The sequence below is a fragment of the Pseudomonas sp. H3(2019) genome, assembly GCF_007713465.1.
Taxonomy (GTDB): Bacteria; Pseudomonadota; Gammaproteobacteria; order Pseudomonadales; family Pseudomonadaceae; genus Aquipseudomonas.
In genome coordinates, this window is the sequence record NZ_VMSG01000008.1 from 106,327 (window position 1) to 120,943 (window position 14,617).

General features: G+C 58.0%; 16 protein-coding genes. 10 read left to right on the plus strand and 6 right to left on the minus strand.

Features of this window, described 5'->3' with window-relative positions:
* The first annotated feature begins 128 nt into the window (after positions 1 to 128).
* The 4 genes from zwf to FPT12_RS10490 all read left to right on the plus strand — a co-directional run bounded on the left by zwf (position 129) and on the right by FPT12_RS10490 (position 3,895).
* The gene (gene zwf / locus FPT12_RS10475; protein WP_145016201.1) at positions 129 to 1,598 is read left to right on the plus strand and encodes a glucose-6-phosphate dehydrogenase; all 1,470 of its coding nucleotides are present in this window, start codon (positions 129 to 131) and stop codon (positions 1,596 to 1,598) included.
* Positions 1,585 to 2,298: a 6-phosphogluconolactonase gene (gene pgl / locus FPT12_RS10480; protein ID WP_145016202.1), complete on the plus strand. Its 714-nt coding sequence runs from the start codon at positions 1,585 to 1,587 to the stop codon at positions 2,296 to 2,298. Before zwf ends, pgl begins: the two co-directional genes overlap by 14 nt.
* Before the next feature lie 17 nt (positions 2,299 to 2,315).
* The gene (locus tag FPT12_RS10485) at positions 2,316 to 2,981 is read left to right on the plus strand and encodes a bifunctional 4-hydroxy-2-oxoglutarate aldolase/2-dehydro-3-deoxy-phosphogluconate aldolase (RefSeq protein ID WP_024264889.1); all 666 of its coding nucleotides are present in this window, start codon (positions 2,316 to 2,318) and stop codon (positions 2,979 to 2,981) included.
* A 188-nt stretch (positions 2,982 to 3,169) separates the two neighbouring features.
* Complete coding sequence (locus FPT12_RS10490; protein ID WP_145016203.1) at positions 3,170 to 3,895, plus strand: intradiol ring-cleavage dioxygenase; 726 nt, start codon at positions 3,170 to 3,172, stop codon at positions 3,893 to 3,895.
* A 24-nt stretch (positions 3,896 to 3,919) separates the two neighbouring features.
* On the opposite strand, the gene FPT12_RS10495 is transcribed toward FPT12_RS10490, so the two are convergent.
* The gene (locus FPT12_RS10495) at positions 3,920 to 5,101 is read right to left on the minus strand and encodes an aminotransferase class V-fold PLP-dependent enzyme (RefSeq protein WP_145016204.1); all 1,182 of its coding nucleotides are present in this window, start codon (positions 5,099 to 5,101) and stop codon (positions 3,920 to 3,922) included.
* Positions 5,102 to 5,122: 21 nt separating this feature from the next.
* Positions 5,123 to 5,359, minus strand: coding sequence for a DUF3820 family protein (locus FPT12_RS10500; RefSeq protein WP_019693207.1), 237 nt, complete (start codon positions 5,357 to 5,359; stop codon positions 5,123 to 5,125).
* A gap of 202 nt (positions 5,360 to 5,561) precedes the next feature.
* On the opposite strand from FPT12_RS10500, the gene FPT12_RS10505 reads away from it, so the two are divergent.
* The gene (locus FPT12_RS10505; RefSeq protein ID WP_145016205.1) at positions 5,562 to 6,029 is read left to right on the plus strand and encodes a PA2169 family four-helix-bundle protein; all 468 of its coding nucleotides are present in this window, start codon (positions 5,562 to 5,564) and stop codon (positions 6,027 to 6,029) included.
* A 67-nt stretch (positions 6,030 to 6,096) separates the two neighbouring features.
* On the opposite strand, the gene FPT12_RS10510 is transcribed toward FPT12_RS10505, so the two are convergent.
* Positions 6,097 to 6,567, minus strand: coding sequence for a MaoC family dehydratase (locus FPT12_RS10510; protein ID WP_054593675.1), 471 nt, complete (start codon positions 6,565 to 6,567; stop codon positions 6,097 to 6,099).
* Positions 6,568 to 6,609: 42 nt separating this feature from the next.
* Positions 6,610 to 7,554, minus strand: coding sequence for an alpha/beta hydrolase (locus tag FPT12_RS10515; RefSeq protein WP_145016206.1), 945 nt, complete (start codon positions 7,552 to 7,554; stop codon positions 6,610 to 6,612).
* A gap of 229 nt (positions 7,555 to 7,783) precedes the next feature.
* On the opposite strand from FPT12_RS10515, the gene fadD2 reads away from it, so the two are divergent.
* Positions 7,784 to 9,472 carry a long-chain-fatty-acid--CoA ligase FadD2 gene (gene fadD2 / locus FPT12_RS10520; protein ID WP_145016207.1) on the plus strand — a complete coding sequence of 563 codons (1,689 nt, stop codon included), beginning with the start codon at positions 7,784 to 7,786 and terminating at the stop codon, positions 9,470 to 9,472.
* Between the two features lie 379 nt (positions 9,473 to 9,851).
* Positions 9,852 to 11,552 carry a long-chain-fatty-acid--CoA ligase FadD1 gene (fadD1, locus tag FPT12_RS10525; RefSeq protein ID WP_145016208.1) on the plus strand — a complete coding sequence of 567 codons (1,701 nt, stop codon included), beginning with the start codon at positions 9,852 to 9,854 and terminating at the stop codon, positions 11,550 to 11,552.
* A gap of 149 nt (positions 11,553 to 11,701) precedes the next feature.
* Here the strand turns inward: fadD1 and FPT12_RS10530 are convergent, their stop codons facing one another.
* On the minus strand, positions 11,702 to 12,079 hold the full coding sequence (locus tag FPT12_RS10530; protein WP_071553721.1) for a hypothetical protein: 378 nt from the start codon (positions 12,077 to 12,079) through the stop codon (positions 11,702 to 11,704).
* A 199-nt stretch (positions 12,080 to 12,278) separates the two neighbouring features.
* Between FPT12_RS10530 and FPT12_RS10535 the strand changes: the two genes are divergently transcribed.
* From FPT12_RS10535 to def, 3 genes are all read left to right on the plus strand, one after another.
* Positions 12,279 to 12,470 (plus strand): CsbD family protein, encoded by a 192-nt coding sequence (locus FPT12_RS10535; RefSeq protein ID WP_145016209.1) that lies wholly within the window; start codon positions 12,279 to 12,281, stop codon positions 12,468 to 12,470.
* A gap of 177 nt (positions 12,471 to 12,647) precedes the next feature.
* Positions 12,648 to 13,592: a YihY/virulence factor BrkB family protein gene (locus FPT12_RS10540; protein ID WP_145016210.1), complete on the plus strand. Its 945-nt coding sequence runs from the start codon at positions 12,648 to 12,650 to the stop codon at positions 13,590 to 13,592.
* A gap of 2 nt (positions 13,593 to 13,594) precedes the next feature.
* Entirely contained in the window at positions 13,595 to 14,134 is a 540-nt protein-coding gene (gene def, locus FPT12_RS10545) for a peptide deformylase (protein WP_145016211.1), read from the plus strand.
* On the opposite strand, the gene FPT12_RS10550 is transcribed toward def, so the two are convergent.
* Positions 14,131 to 14,556 (minus strand): GNAT family N-acetyltransferase, encoded by a 426-nt coding sequence (locus FPT12_RS10550; protein WP_145016212.1) that lies wholly within the window; start codon positions 14,554 to 14,556, stop codon positions 14,131 to 14,133. The genes def and FPT12_RS10550 overlap by 4 nt on opposite strands.
* Between the last annotated feature and the right edge of the window lie 61 nt (positions 14,557 to 14,617).

A 14,617-nucleotide genomic window follows, 5' to 3' on the forward strand; every position in this document is an offset into this window, starting at 1 on the left:
GTGGCCCCGACCGACCACCACTTGGAATCTGTATTTTGGAAAAATGTTGTGGTTATTACTACATTTTTCCTTGAGCGATACCTTAAAAAAAGGTATTTGTAGCTTAACTTGATAAAAGAACAAACATCATGCCTTCGATTACGGTTGAACCGTGCACCTTTGCCTTGTTCGGCGCCTTGGGCGATCTGGCCCTGCGCAAGCTGTTTCCTGCCTTGTACCAACTCGATGGCGCTGGCCTGCTGCATGAGGACACGCGCATTATCGCACTGGCCCGTGAACCGGGCAGCGAGCAAGAGCATCTGGCTTTTATTGCCCGTGAACTGCGCCATTACGTTGATGCCAAGGAACTCGACGAAGCCGTGCTCGAACGTTTCCTGGCACGCCTGACGTACCTGCATGTCGACTTCCTCAATTCTGACGACTACATCGCGCTGGCCGAACTGGCCGGCACGGCGCAGCGGATGATTGCCTACTTCGCGACGCCTGCTGCGGTGTACGGCGCGATTTGCGAGAACCTGGCGAAGGTCGGCCTGGCCGAAAACACCCGTGTGGTGCTGGAAAAGCCGATCGGTTCGGACCTCGAGTCGTCGCGCAAGGTCAACGACGCCGTGGCGCGGTACTTCCCGGAAAACCGCACGTACCGCATCGACCACTACCTGGGCAAAGAGACGGTCCAGAACCTGATCGCCCTGCGTTTCGCCAACAGCCTGTTCGAAACCCAGTGGAACCAGAACTACATTTCCCACGTGGAAATCACCGTCGCCGAGAAGGTCGGGATCGAGGGCCGTTGGGGCTACTTCGACAAGGCCGGCCAACTGCGGGACATGATTCAGAACCACCTGTTGCAGTTGCTGTGCCTGATCGCCATGGACCCGCCAGCGGATCTCTCGGCCGACAGCATCCGTGACGAGAAAGTCAAAGTGCTCAAGGCGCTGGCGCCGATCAGTCCGGAAGGCCTGACCACCCAGGTGGTGCGCGGCCAGTACATCGCCGGTCACAGCGAAGGCAAGTCGGTGCCGGGTTACCTGGAGGAAGAAAATTCCAACACCCAGAGCGACACTGAAACCTTCGTCGCCCTGCGTGCCGACATCCGCAACTGGCGTTGGGCCGGCGTGCCGTTTTACCTGCGTACCGGTAAACGCATGCCGCAGAAACTGTCGCAGATCGTCATCCACTTCAAGGAACCGTCGCACTACATCTTCGCTCCCGAGCAGCGCTTGCAGATCAGCAACAAGCTGATCATCCGCCTGCAACCGGACGAAGGTATTTCCTTGCGCGTGATGACCAAAGAACAGGGCCTGGACAAGGGCATGCAGCTGCGCAGCGGTCCGTTGCAGCTGAATTTTTCCGATACCTATCGCAGCGCGCGGATTCCCGATGCCTACGAACGGTTGTTGCTGGAAGTGATGCGCGGCAATCAGAACCTGTTTGTCCGTAAAGATGAAATCGAAGCCGCGTGGAAGTGGTGTGACCAGCTGATTGCCGGGTGGAAGAAGTCCGGTGACGCGCCCAAGCCGTATGCGGCGGGCTCCTGGGGACCGATGAGTTCCATTGCACTGATCACGCGGGACGGGAGGTCGTGGTATGGCGATATCTGAATTCAAACTGCCTCAGGGCGTCAGCGCTCATGAGTTTCGCAGCCCGGTGTTGCTGGCCGAAGGCCTGGCACTGACGGTGGCCAAGCAACTGAGCGAGGCCATCGATGCCCGAGGCAGCGCGACGCTGGTAGTGTCCGGCGGACGTAGCCCGGTGGCGTTTTTCCAGCATCTGGCCAAGCAGGCGCTGGACTGGTCCAAGGTCGTGGTGACCCTGGCCGACGAGCGCTGGGTACCGGTAGAGCACGCCGACAGCAATGCAGGTCTGCTCAAGCGTTACTTGTTACAGGGCCCGGCGGCCAAGGCGAAATTCCTCAGCCTCTACAGCGCCACTGCCAACCTTGAACAGGCTGCCGAGCAGGCCGATCGCTTGCTCGCCGAATTGCCGGCCATCGACGCGCTGGTGCTGGGGATGGGCGACGACGGTCATACCGCCTCGCTGTTCCCCAATAGCCCGAACCTGGCCGAAGCCTTGAGAGTCGACGGCACACGCCATTGCTGGCCGATGCTGGCGCCGACCGTGCCGCATCAGCGCCTGACCATGAGTCGTGCGCTGCTGGCCTCGGCACAGTTCACCGTGCTATCGATTTCCGGTCAGTCAAAGTTGACCACCCTGAGTGCCGCACTGGCCGGTGACGATGTCGCCGCAATGCCGATTCGCGCGTTTCTGCAACCCACGTTAGAGATTTACTGGTGCCCATGAACCAAGGATCAGCCGCTATGACAAACACTCAACCGACCGTTTCCATGGCGGACAAAGTTGCCCTGATCGACAGCCTCTGCGTCAAGGCGCGGATTCTGCCTGTGATCACCATTGCCCGCGAACAAGACATTCTGCCACTGGCCGATGCCCTTGCCGCAGGTGGGTTGACGGCCCTGGAAGTGACCCTGCGTTCGCAGTTCGGCCTCAAGGCCATCCAGGTTCTGCGTGAGCAGCGTCCGGAGCTGGTCACCGGTGCCGGCACCGTGCTCGATCGCAACATGCTGGCCGCCGCTGAAGCCGCCGGTTCGCAGTTCATCGTGACCCCAGGTATTACCCGCGACCTGCTGGAAGCCAGCGTTGCCAGCCCGATTCCGCTGTTGCCAGGCATCAGCAACGCCTCCGGGATCATGGAGGGCTATGCCCTGGGTTATCGCCGCTTCAAGCTGTTCCCGGCGGAAGTCAGCGGTGGTGTGGCAGCGATCAAGGCCCTAGGCGGCCCGTTCGGTGAAGTGCGTTTCTGCCCGACTGGCGGTGTTGGCCCCGCCAACATCAAGAGTTACATGGCACTGAAAAACGTGATGTGTGTCGGCGGCAGCTGGATGCTTGATCCGGAGTGGATCAAGAACGGTGACTGGGCACGTATCCAGGAGTGCACCGCCGAGGCGCTGGCACTGCTGGACTGATTGGTTTTACCGGCTGTTTTTTACGCAGAATCGTTGTAGTTGTGTTCTACGGCTTTACGGCGCACTTGGTCAGTGCGCCGTTTTTTTTGCCTGTAGAAAAGTGGCTCGCCTTCAGTGGCATACATAGTTACCGCAACCCACCCCGGAGATCTCTCTATCCTTCGAGCAACTTATGGAGGAAGCGACTCATGGAAGAACACGCAACAACCATGGCAACCGGGCCAGTCTGTTTATTGGCTCCCGAACAGATTGCCGGCCCGTACTTCAGAAACCCCAGGTTGATCCGAAGGAACATCAGTGAAGGGGCCAGCGGTATTCCCTTGCTGCTCAAACTGGGCATTGTCGACGTCAGCACCTGCGAACCGGTGACGGATGCCCTGGTGGATATCTGGCAATGCAATGCGCGAGGGGCCTATTCAGGCTGGAGCAAGATCAATCCGGATAAGGAGGTCGATGTCGGCGATATCGGCTCGGTTCCACGTACCGATGACGACACCTATTTGCGCGGTGGGCAATTCACCGATCGCAAAGGCGTCGTCAGGTTTACCACGATTTATCCGGGGTTTTATGCAGGGCGCAGCGTGCACATCCATGTTGCCGTTCGAATCGTTACCGGCAGCAATCACCTGGAAGCGCGGCATGTTGCCTGGGTCGGCCAGCTGTACCTTCCGGAGGTGACGTCACGTTCGGTGCTGAATGCCAAAGACTACAGCGGGCGGAGCATTTCGCCGCTGCACAACGATCAGGATGAGCTTTTTACCCAAATGCATGGGGAAGACTCGATACTGAAAATCCACACCATTGCCCGTGATTCCTGGGAAGACGGTTATTTCGGGCAGTTGACCATCGGGATCGACAAGCGCGCGATGTCAGCGCAGATCAAGCCCGAAGACTTCGACATCTATACCGTGTGAACACCCGTCCCGGTGTTCATTACCTCAACTCAGTTCGATCAGGGCCTGGGCCAGCAGCTGCATTTCCTGCGCAGTATTGGTCAGGCCCGGTGTAATGCGAATACAGCTGCCGCACGCCGAACCGTTGCGGGCCACGGTGAACAGGTTGTAGTCGTGGAGCAGGCGGTCGACCATCGCTTGCTGGTCGGCATGCCGGGTGAAGCGCATCGAGGTGATACCGCAATACAGGCGCGGATCATCCGGAGTCATGACTTCAATGCCCTGCACATCGCGAACAGTCTCGACCCACAGATTGCGCAAGTAATTAAGCCGTGCACCCTTGGCGGCCGCGCCACCGATGGAATGATGTTCTTCGAACACCAGCGGCAAGGTCAGTAACGCCGGAATGTCTGGCGTGCTGTAAGGCGTGCGCGAGCGGATGTCGGTGAGCGGAAAATGAAACTCGCCCATGTCCGGATCAATATCGGCCAGACGCTGTGGCGCGATGTAGATGAACCCCAGGGTCAACGGTGCGCCGATCCATTTGTGCAGGTTGTAGCCAGCAAAAGAGATGCCCAGTTCATCGAGATTGAATTCGATCTGGCCGAGGGCATGGGCACCGTCGAGGATCACGTCGACCCCGTGCTCTTTGGCCGCCGCCGCAATCGCCTTGACCGGCATCACCAGGCCGGTGCGATGGGTGACGTGGGTCAGCGCCATCAACTTGAGCCGTGGATAACGCACGAACGCCTCACGGTAGGTTGCCACCAACGTCTCGAAGCAGGCGGGATGAGCATGCTCGATCTCGATCACTTCGACGCCGCGATGGCGAGCCAGCCAGCGCATCGCACTTTTGACCGTGTCGTATTCCAGATCGCACAGCAGCACCTGATCGCCCGGTTGCAAGCTGTTGTAGTTGCGAATCAGCGATTGCAGTGCGTCCGAGGCGTTGCGTGTCAGGGCTACCGCTTCGGCGGGCACCTGCAAGAGCTCGGCCAGTTGCCCGCGTATTTTCAGGCTTTCGAGTTTTTCGAAACGCTGACGCACATATACCGAGTTGCTGCGGTTGATGAATTCGATGTTGCGCTGGTACTCCTCGACCACGGTGCGCGACATGCGGCCGAAGTAACCGTTCTCAAGGTTGATCGGACCTGGCTGGACCTCATAGCGGTCGGCGAACGTTTGCCAAAAAGCTTCATCAAGGGCACGGCGCGTGTTTTCGGGCATGGGGGCGACTCGTTCCGTGGTTCAGTGGCGTGGCTTGGGTTTGCCATGTTTGGCGCGCAGCGGGTCGAGCAAGTCGGACAGGCCGTTGTGATCGATTTCCTGCATCAGGGCCAGCAAGCCACCCAGTTCACCGTGGGGGAAACCCTCGCGGGCGAACCAGTTCAGGTATTGGCCGGGCAGGTCGGCAATGATGCGCCCCTTGTATTTGCCAAAGGGCATTTCGCGGGTGACCAGCAGTTCAAGCTTTTCGGGATTCATCGATCGGTCGTCTTGATTCAAACAGTCTGGAAAATACAGGCATTCTGCATGCAGGCCAATTGACAGATCATGCAAATAACTCGGGTGCAGATGTTTGGTGAAAATTTAACTTATTGAAATATAAGATAAAAAACTCACTCAAGGGCTGGCACACGAGATGCAGTGTTTTAGGTATCCCTCTTGGTCTGCGAGGATTTGAAAAATGACTGACATCAATAAAGAAGTGATTTCAGTCCTGAACGACCTGATCGAGATCAGCAAGGACGGTCAGGAGGGTTTCAAGACCTGTGCCCAGGACATCAAGCATCCTGAACTCAAGGCGCTGTTTGTCAAACGCGCTGCCGAGTGCGCCACTGCCGCTGTCGAACTTCAACATACCGTGCGTTCGATGGGGGGCGATCCCGAGACCAGAACCCGTGTCGGCGGTGATAGGCATCGTCGTTGGGTCGGCGTCAAATCATTGGTCACTGGAAAGAGCGAAGAAGTGGTGCTCAACGAAGCCAGGCGTGGCGAGGACCATGCCCTGAAGGCTTACAAAGCAGCGCTCGAAAAGATCAATGAAGACAATCTGCTGGGGATTCGTGATCTGGTCGAGCGTCAGTATCACGGGGCACAACGCAACCACGATCAGGTCAAAGCCTTGTGTTATCAGGCTCGTGCCCGGTCGTAAGTCGGTTAAAAACGCCTGGATCAGAGGATCGTTCCCACGCGAGCGTGGGAGCGATCATATATGGGCATCAGCCGATGCTGATAGCGGGCAATGTCGGCAAGGTCACGGTCTGTTGCTTGCGTGGCGCCAGAATTTCGGCCTCGCCGTCCACGACCAGCTCATCGCGCTGGTTGAATACCCGAGTGGCGATGCGCACGCGGAATTTCGGCAGTTTCTCGAGGATTTCCAGGCGTACGGTCAGGGTGTCGCCGATTTTTACCGGCTTCTGAAAGCTCATTTGCTGACCGATATAAATAGTCCCCGGCCCAGGCAGCTCGCAGGCGACGGCGGCGCTGATCAGCGCACCGCTGAACATACCGTGGGCGATGCGTTCCTTGAACATGCTCGCTGCTGCAAATTCGGGGTCCAGGTGCACCGGGTTGTGGTCTCCGGACATCGCCGCGAACAGCTGAATGTCGCGTTCCTCGACGGTCTTGCTGTAGCTGGCGGTCTGGCCGACTTCGAGGGCTTCGTACGGGGTATTGGTAACCTGGGTCATGTGTCTTGAATCCTGTGACGAGTTAAGTGTGATAACCAAACATTATTCGGTTCGGGGTGGCCGGCGATGGCTCAGTGCCTCAGCCAGCCATTTGAGCAGGTCCGCGGTCACTTCATCGCGGTTGCTCTCGTTAAACAGTTCGTGCCGGGCCTGCGGGTAGATATTCAGCTGCATGCACTGGTTGCCGGCGCTGCGCAGTGCGTCGGCCAGAGCCTTGAGACGTTTGCCTTCGCTCACTGGATCACATTCACCACCAATCACCAGCAACGGCAGGCCCGGATCGATCTCCGCGAGATTGGACGCTTTGCTGATTTGCTGCAAGCCGCCGAGCAGGTCGATCCACAGCTGATTAGTGCAACGGTAGCCGCAGAGGGGGTCGTGGACGTACTTGTCGACTTCGTCCGGGTCGCGACTGAGCCAGTCGAACCGAGTGCGATGAGGCTTGAAGGGCTTGTTGAATGAACCGAACGACAACCACTCGATCAGTGCACTGCGACCGGTAGGCCCCTGACGCCAGCGTTCGAAACGCGCAATCAGGCGCGCTACCCGGTAGAGCGCGACGGGCTGGAAGTTCGAGCCACTGAGGACGGCGCCGTGCAGGCTGGCGCTGTGGTGCAGCAGGTACGCCTGGGCGATGTAGCTGCCCATGCTGTGACCGAGCAGCACGATCGGTACGCCCGGATGGTGCTGACCGATGTGCTGATTGAGGCTGGCCAGATCACCGACCACTTTGCACCAGCCGTCCTGGTCGGAGAAATGCCCGAGCACGCCGTTTTCGGCGGTTTTGCCATGACCGCGCTGGTCCAGCGCATAGACGCCGTAACCCTCGGCACATAAAACCTGCGCCAGCCGCGCATAACGGCCGCTGTGTTCAGCCATACCGTGGGACAGCAGAATCACCGCTTTCAGCGGGCCTTCAGGCAGCCACTGGTTGACGAAAAGTCGACTGTGATCGCTCGCGGTCAACCAGAATGTGTCGTGGATCATGGCGATTCCTTTGCGCGGTTTTGTTTAGACGCGGCGTCGTTGCATTGTATAGCTCATCAACCACAGGGCGTGCGATGTGGGTGTCCCCCAGCAGCAAGATTCACGCTATTAATGAAGCGGGTGCGTATATTTGCCTGAATCACCATAGCTGCTAGTGTCCCAGAAGCCCCGCTTTTCAGCGTCACAGAGAAGGCGGCCCGGATTTGCTCAGGTAAAGAGGACAAGTACAATGCAACCTGATTTCTGGAATGACAAACGCCCGGCCGGCGTACCCAATGATATCGAACCGGGTGCCTACAAGTCGGTGATCGAGGTGTTCGAGCGTTCCTGCAAGAAATTCGCTGACCGTCCGGCATTCAGCAACATGGGCGTGACGCTCACCTATGCCGAGCTTGAGCGCTACAGCGCGGCGTTCGCTGGCTACCTGCAAACTCAGACCGACCTGCTGCCCGGTGATCGCATCGCGATGCAGATGCCCAATGTCCTGCATTACCCGATTGCCGTGTTCGGCGCGTTGCGAGCCGGGCTGATTGTGGTCAACACCAACCCGCTGTACACCGCGCGTGAGATGCGTCATCAGTTCAAGGACTCCGGTGCCCGGGCGCTGGTGTACCTGAACATGTTCGGGCAGAAGGTCCAGGAAGTACTGCCCGACACCGAGATTCAGTACCTGATCGAAGCGAAGATGGGCGACCTGATGCCGACCGCCAAGGGTTGGCTGATCAACACCGTGGTCGACAAGGTCAAGAAGATGGTCCCGACCTACGACCTGCCGCAGGCGATTTCCTTCAAGAGCGCGCTGCGCCTGGGCCGCGGTCAAAGCATCAAGCCGTTGAACGTCAGCCTCGATGATGTCGCCGTGCTGCAATACACCGGCGGCACTACCGGGCTGGCCAAGGGCGCGATGCTGACCCACGGCAATCTGGTCGCCAACATGCAGCAGGCCCGCGCCTGTCTTGGCCAGTTCGGCAGCAATGGCAAACCGCTGCTGCGTGAAGGTCAGGAAGTGATGATCGCGCCGCTGCCGCTGTACCACATCTATGCCTTCACGGCGAACTGCATGTGCATGATGGTGACCGGCAACCACAACGTGTTGATCACCAATCCACGGGACATCGCCGGTTTCATCAAGGAGCTGAAGAACTGGCGGTTCTCGGCGCTGTTGGGGCTCAACACGCTGTTCGTCGCACTGATGGATCATCCGGACTTCAAGACCCTGGACTTCTCCAGCCTCAAACTCACCAACTCCGGCGGTACCGCACTGGTCAAGGCCACCGCTGAACGCTGGGAGCAGATAACCGGTTGCCGGATCACCGAAGGCTACGGCTTGACTGAAACCTCGCCAGTGGCCTGCACCAATCCGTATGGCGACAAGTCGCGCATTGGCACGGTCGGCCTGCCGGTGCCGGGTACCACGTTGAAAGTCATCAATGATGACGGTGTCGAACAGCCCATGGGCGAGCGCGGCGAGCTGTGCATCAAGGGCCCGCAAATCATGAAAGGCTACTGGCAGAAACCCGAAGCCACCGCCGAAGTGCTGGATGCCGACGGCTGGTTCAAGTCCGGTGACATCGCGGTGATCGACCCGGACGGGTTCGTACGAATTGTCGATCGCAAGAAAGACATGATCATCGTCTCGGGTTTCAACGTGTACCCGAACGAAATCGAGGATGTGGTCATGGCGCACCCGAAAGTCGCCAACTGCGCGGTAATCGGCGTGCCGGACGAACGCTCCGGGGAAGCGGTGAAGCTCTTCGTGGTGGCGCGTGAGGCAGGGGTCAGCCTTGAAGAGCTGAAGGCCTACTGCAAGGAAAACTTCACCGCCTACAAGGTGCCCAAGCACATCGTGCTGCGCGAGTCGCTACCGATGACGCCGGTGGGCAAGATATTGCGACGGGAGCTGCGCGATATCGCGTAATCGTTAAAGGCCGCGCTTCGCGCGATCGCGGGCAAGCCTTGCTCCTACAGGTTTAGTGTCGATCAGCCAATTGTGGCACGACACAAATCCGTAGGAGCAAGGCTTGCCCGCGATGCTTTTCAGCGGGGTAAAACGCCAATTTCAGGGCGTTTCAAGGGTGTATAGATTTTTTGCTCTAAAATCGACCATTTGCCGGTCTTGAGTCGTTAAAGTGACTGTGAAGGCTCTATTTGGCTCTAGTAGGGCCTTGGCAAAGCTGCTACTCTCGGCGCGCTTTGTGACTTCCCGGCCTGGGTAAAGCCGGATTCACCAAAAAACACACACCAATAATAATCGCAAAATGCGGTGAAGAATTCGCGTTGCTGAGGAGTGGGCTTCCATGATCGAAGACTTTTGGAAGGATAAGTACCCAGCTGGAATTGCTGCCGAGATCAATCCAGACGAGTATCCGAATATTCAGGCGGTGTTAAAGCAATCCTGCCAACGCTTCGCCAACAAACCGGCCTTTAGTAACCTCGGCAAGACACTCACCTACGGTGAGCTGTACGAATTGTCCGGTGCTTTTGCCGCTTACCTGCAACAGCATACCGATTTGCAGCCGGGCGATCGAATTGCCGTACAACTGCCAAACCTGCTGCAATACCCGATCGCTGTGTTTGGTGCCATCCGTGCCGGCTTGATCGTGGTCAACACCAACCCGCTGTACACCGCGCGGGAAATGGAACACCAATTCAACGATTCCGGCGCCAAGGCGCTGGTGTGCCTGGCGAACATGGCGCACCTGGCCGAGGTCGTGGTGCCCAAGACGGGCGTCAAGCACGTCATCGTCACGGAAGTGGCCGACCTGCTGCCACCGCTCAAGCGCTTGCTGATCAACAGCGTCATCAAGTACGTGAAGAAGATGGTCCCGGCCTATCACCTGCCCAAGGCCGTCAAGTTCAATGACGTGTTGAGCAAAGGTCACGGCCAGCCCGTAACCGAAGCCAACCCGGCCAGCAGCGACGTTGCCGTGCTGCAATACACCGGCGGCACCACCGGCGTGGCCAAGGGTGCAATGCTGACCCACCGCAACCTGGTGGCGAACATGATGCAGTGCCGGGCGCTGATGGGTTCCAACCTCAATGAAGGTTGCGAAATCCTCATCACGCCGCTGCCGCTGTACCACATCTATGCCTTCACCTTTCATTGCATGGCGATGATGTTGATTGGCAACCACAACATCCTGATCAGCAACCCGCGCGATCTGCCGGCGATGGTCAAGGAACTGTCGAAGTGGAAGTTCAGCGGTTTCGTCGGCCTGAACACCTTGTTCGTGGCGCTGTGCAACAACGAAGCGTTCCGCAAGCTGGATTTCTCTGGCCTGAAAATCACCTTGTCCGGTGGCATGGCCCTGCAACTGGCCGCTGCCGAACGCTGGAAAGCCGTGACCGGTTGCGCCATCTGCGAAGGTTACGGCATGACCGAAACCAGCCCGGTAGCCACCGTCAATCCAAACCAGAACATTCAGTTGGGAACGATCGGTATTCCGGTTCCGTCGACCCTGTGCAAAGTCATCGATGACGCTGGCGTTGAACAGCCACTAGGCGAAATCGGTGAGCTGTGTGTGAAAGGTCCGCAAGTGATGAAAGGCTACTGGCAGCGCCAGGAAGCCACCGACGAAATCCTCGACAGCGAAGGCTGGCTGAAGACCGGTGATATTGCGCTGATCCAGCCAGATGGCTACATGCGCATTGTCGATCGCAAGAAAGACATGATTCTGGTCTCCGGTTTCAACGTCTACCCCAACGAGCTCGAAGATGTACTGGCGACCTTGCCGGGCGTGCTGCAATGCGCAGCCATTGGTGTGCCGGACGAGAAGTCGGGCGAGGCAATCAAGATTTTCATCGTTGCCAAACCGGGCGTAACCCTGACCAAAGAGCAGGTGATGACGCACATGCGTGCCAACGTCACCGGCTACAAAGTGCCGAAAGGCATCGAGTTCCGCGATGCGCTGCCGACCACCAACGTCGGCAAGATCCTGCGTCGCGAATTGCGTGATGAAGAGCTGAAGAAACTCGGCTTGAAGAAGGTCAGCGCCTAATCAAACAAAAGCCCTGCAGATGCGGGGCTTTTTGTTGCTGGCAGAGAAACCTGCTCGTTCCCACGCTCCGCGTGGTAACGCATTCCGGGACGCTCTGCGTCCCAGCAGCGGGGGGCGGCATTCCTTTGCTGCGCGTGGGAACGATCTCTTTAGAGACGGAACTGCGCGAAGTTGACGTTGGTGCCGGCTGGGCGCATGTCCTGAAGGTAGGAGTCCTTGTCGGCGCTCAGTTCCAGGCTCAGGGCCGCCTTGCGCTTGCCTTCGTTGCGCACCACCAGGCCTTCGAGCTTCTCGCGCAGGAACACCGTCGGTACTTTCAGGTGCAGCAGTTCGTCGGTGGCGGGCGTGTGCATCAGCAGGTGAACCCATTCGTACTGACCAATGGCCAGGCGCGCAACCGGGATATCAAACCACCAGATGTTGCGGTTGCGGTTCAATTCGGTGAAATGGCAGTTGTTGACACCAAGCACTGCACCGCCGAGTTCCTGGTTTCTGCGGGCAATGGCCTGCTTTTTATCGAGTTTCATAACGTTCCTACGGGATTGGATCTTCAGCGCCACGGCCTGAATACGTTGCGCATTCTCGGGGGTTGGCTGGCAAACATAAAGCCCAACCTGCATTTGCGGATGAAATGACGCGCTGAAAATAAATGAAACTCTGTGCAACGCCCTCTGGTCAACCACCAGGTAACGACACTGACCTTTGAATGTTCACAGGAGAAATACCATGAGCAGCACTGGCGATAAAGTTAAAGGCCTGGCCAACGAAGCGGTCGGCAACGTCAAGCAAGGTGTGGGTAAAGCCACCGACAACCCCAAGCTGCGAGCCGAAGACAAGCTTCAGGAGAAGAAAGGCGAAGCCCAGCAAGTGCTCGGCAAGGCTAAAGAGGCGATCAAGAAAACCATCGATAAAGCCTGATCCGATAACCGGCGTTAATGCACTGCGACGGCCATCCACGGATGGCCGTTTTTATGTCGGTTACCGTATTTAACCTCCCCGAAATTGTTTCAAAGTCGCCAAGTAGGTTACTTTGATGTAGAAAACGGCCCCTGAGTCGCCCCCGACTTCAACCCTTTTGCGGCGAAAGGAGACGCTATGATGTTCCCGGAGTTGAAAGGCTTGCCCTTGCACCGCGTGATGATGCGCACGGTCACCGAGTTCATCAATGACGAGATGTCGACCTATGCCTCGGCGCTGGCCTATCAGATGTTGTTCTCGCTGTTTCCGTTCATTCTGTTCCTGATTGCCCTGATCGGTTTCCTGCACCTGCCGGACTTCTTTTCCTGGCTGCGTCTTCAGTCGGAGCTGGTGTTGCCGCCGCAAGCGCTGGAACAAGTGAACCCGGTGATCGACCAACTCCAGCAATCCAAGGGTGGATTGCTCTCGGTGGGTATCGTCATCGCCCTGTGGACCGCCTCCGCGGGTGTGCGGCTGATGATGAGCGCGATGAACGCGGCCTACGATGTGGTCGAAGGCCGGCCGATCTGGAAGCGTTTCCCGCTGTCGATTTTCTACACTGTTGGCGTTGCCGGCATGCTACTGGTCGCTGCGGCCTTGATGGTACTCGGCCCGCAGGTGATGGAATGGATTGCGTCGCAGATCGGCATGGAAGAGTTCATCGTCACGCTGTGGACGATACTGCGTTGGCCGGTGATCGTCATTTTGCTGATGGTCGCGGTCGCGTTGATTTACTACGTGATGCCTGATGTGAAACAGAAGTTTCGCTTCATCACGCCGGGTTCGGTGCTGGCAGTGGTGGTTTGGATCATCGCTTCGCTGGGCTTCGGTTATTACGTCAAAACCTTCGCCAACTACAATGCCATGTATGGCAGTATCGGTGCGATCATCGTGCTGTTGCTGTACTTCTACATTTCCGCTGCGGTGCTGTTGCTCGGCGCGGAAATGAATGCGGTGATCGACCACATGTCGAGCGAAGGCAAGCATCCTGGCGCCAAGGACTTCGGCGAACACGACGAAAAACACCATGTTTCGGGACTGGGCCGGGATCACTCGCTCAACCCGACCACTGACGAAGCCTGACGATGATCCGTGAAATCCTGAAAATGGGCGATGAGCGCCTGCTGCGTATCGCTCCGCCGGTACCGGCCGAAATGTTCGACAGCCCCGAGCTGTGGCAGTTGATCGACGACATGTTCCAGACCATGGAAAGCGTCGGTGGCGTTGGCCTGGCTGCGCCGCAGATCGGTGTCGACCTGCAACTGGTGATCTTCGGCTTCGAACACAGCGAACGTTACCCGGACGCTGACGCCGTACCGCAGACGATCTTGATCAACCCGTTGATTACGCCGCTTGATCCGACGCTGGAAGAGGGCTTCGAAGGTTGCCTGTCGGTACCGGGGCTGCGGGGGGCGGTCGAGCGTTATCAGCACATTCGCTATGAAGGCTTCGATCCCAAGGGCGAGCCGATTGTGCGCATCGCCTCGGGTTTCCACGCCCGAGTGGTGCAGCACGAATGCGATCACCTGATCGGCCGATTGTACCCGTCGCGGATCACCGACTTCCGCAAGTTCGGGTTTACCGAGGTGATGTTCCCGGATCTTGATCCGGCGGCAGACGACTAAACCGGGCTGGCTCCCAATGCTCGGCCCATCGCGATCATCGGCTTGTTGCGTTTATAGCGAGCCAGGCGCTCGGCCAGTGCGTAGGGCAACAACGGGTCCGCAGTGAAACCATTGCGCTCATAAAATTCGCGCAAGTCCGGGTGGCAGAACAGCCACACCGGCGCCGTGATCTGCACCAGCGCCTGGGCCATCAACGCCCCCGCAATACCTTGTCCCCGAAAGGCCGGGTCGACAAATAACCCCGTCAGCCAAAAACCCTCCGCCATCGGCCGCAAACAGAGCCCGGCGATGATCTCGTCGCGCTTGCCTACCCACAGTTGAGCGTCGCGAACCGCTTTCATCGATGACTGGTGACTGCGATAAAACTTGTTCAGCAAAGGCCACAGTGGCTCGGCAAGCTGGGTGTACTGGGTGTTGGGCATGTGCGAGAGGGTCACTGCGAAAAATGCGCCTATTATAAAAGAACCAACGCTGCGAGATAGG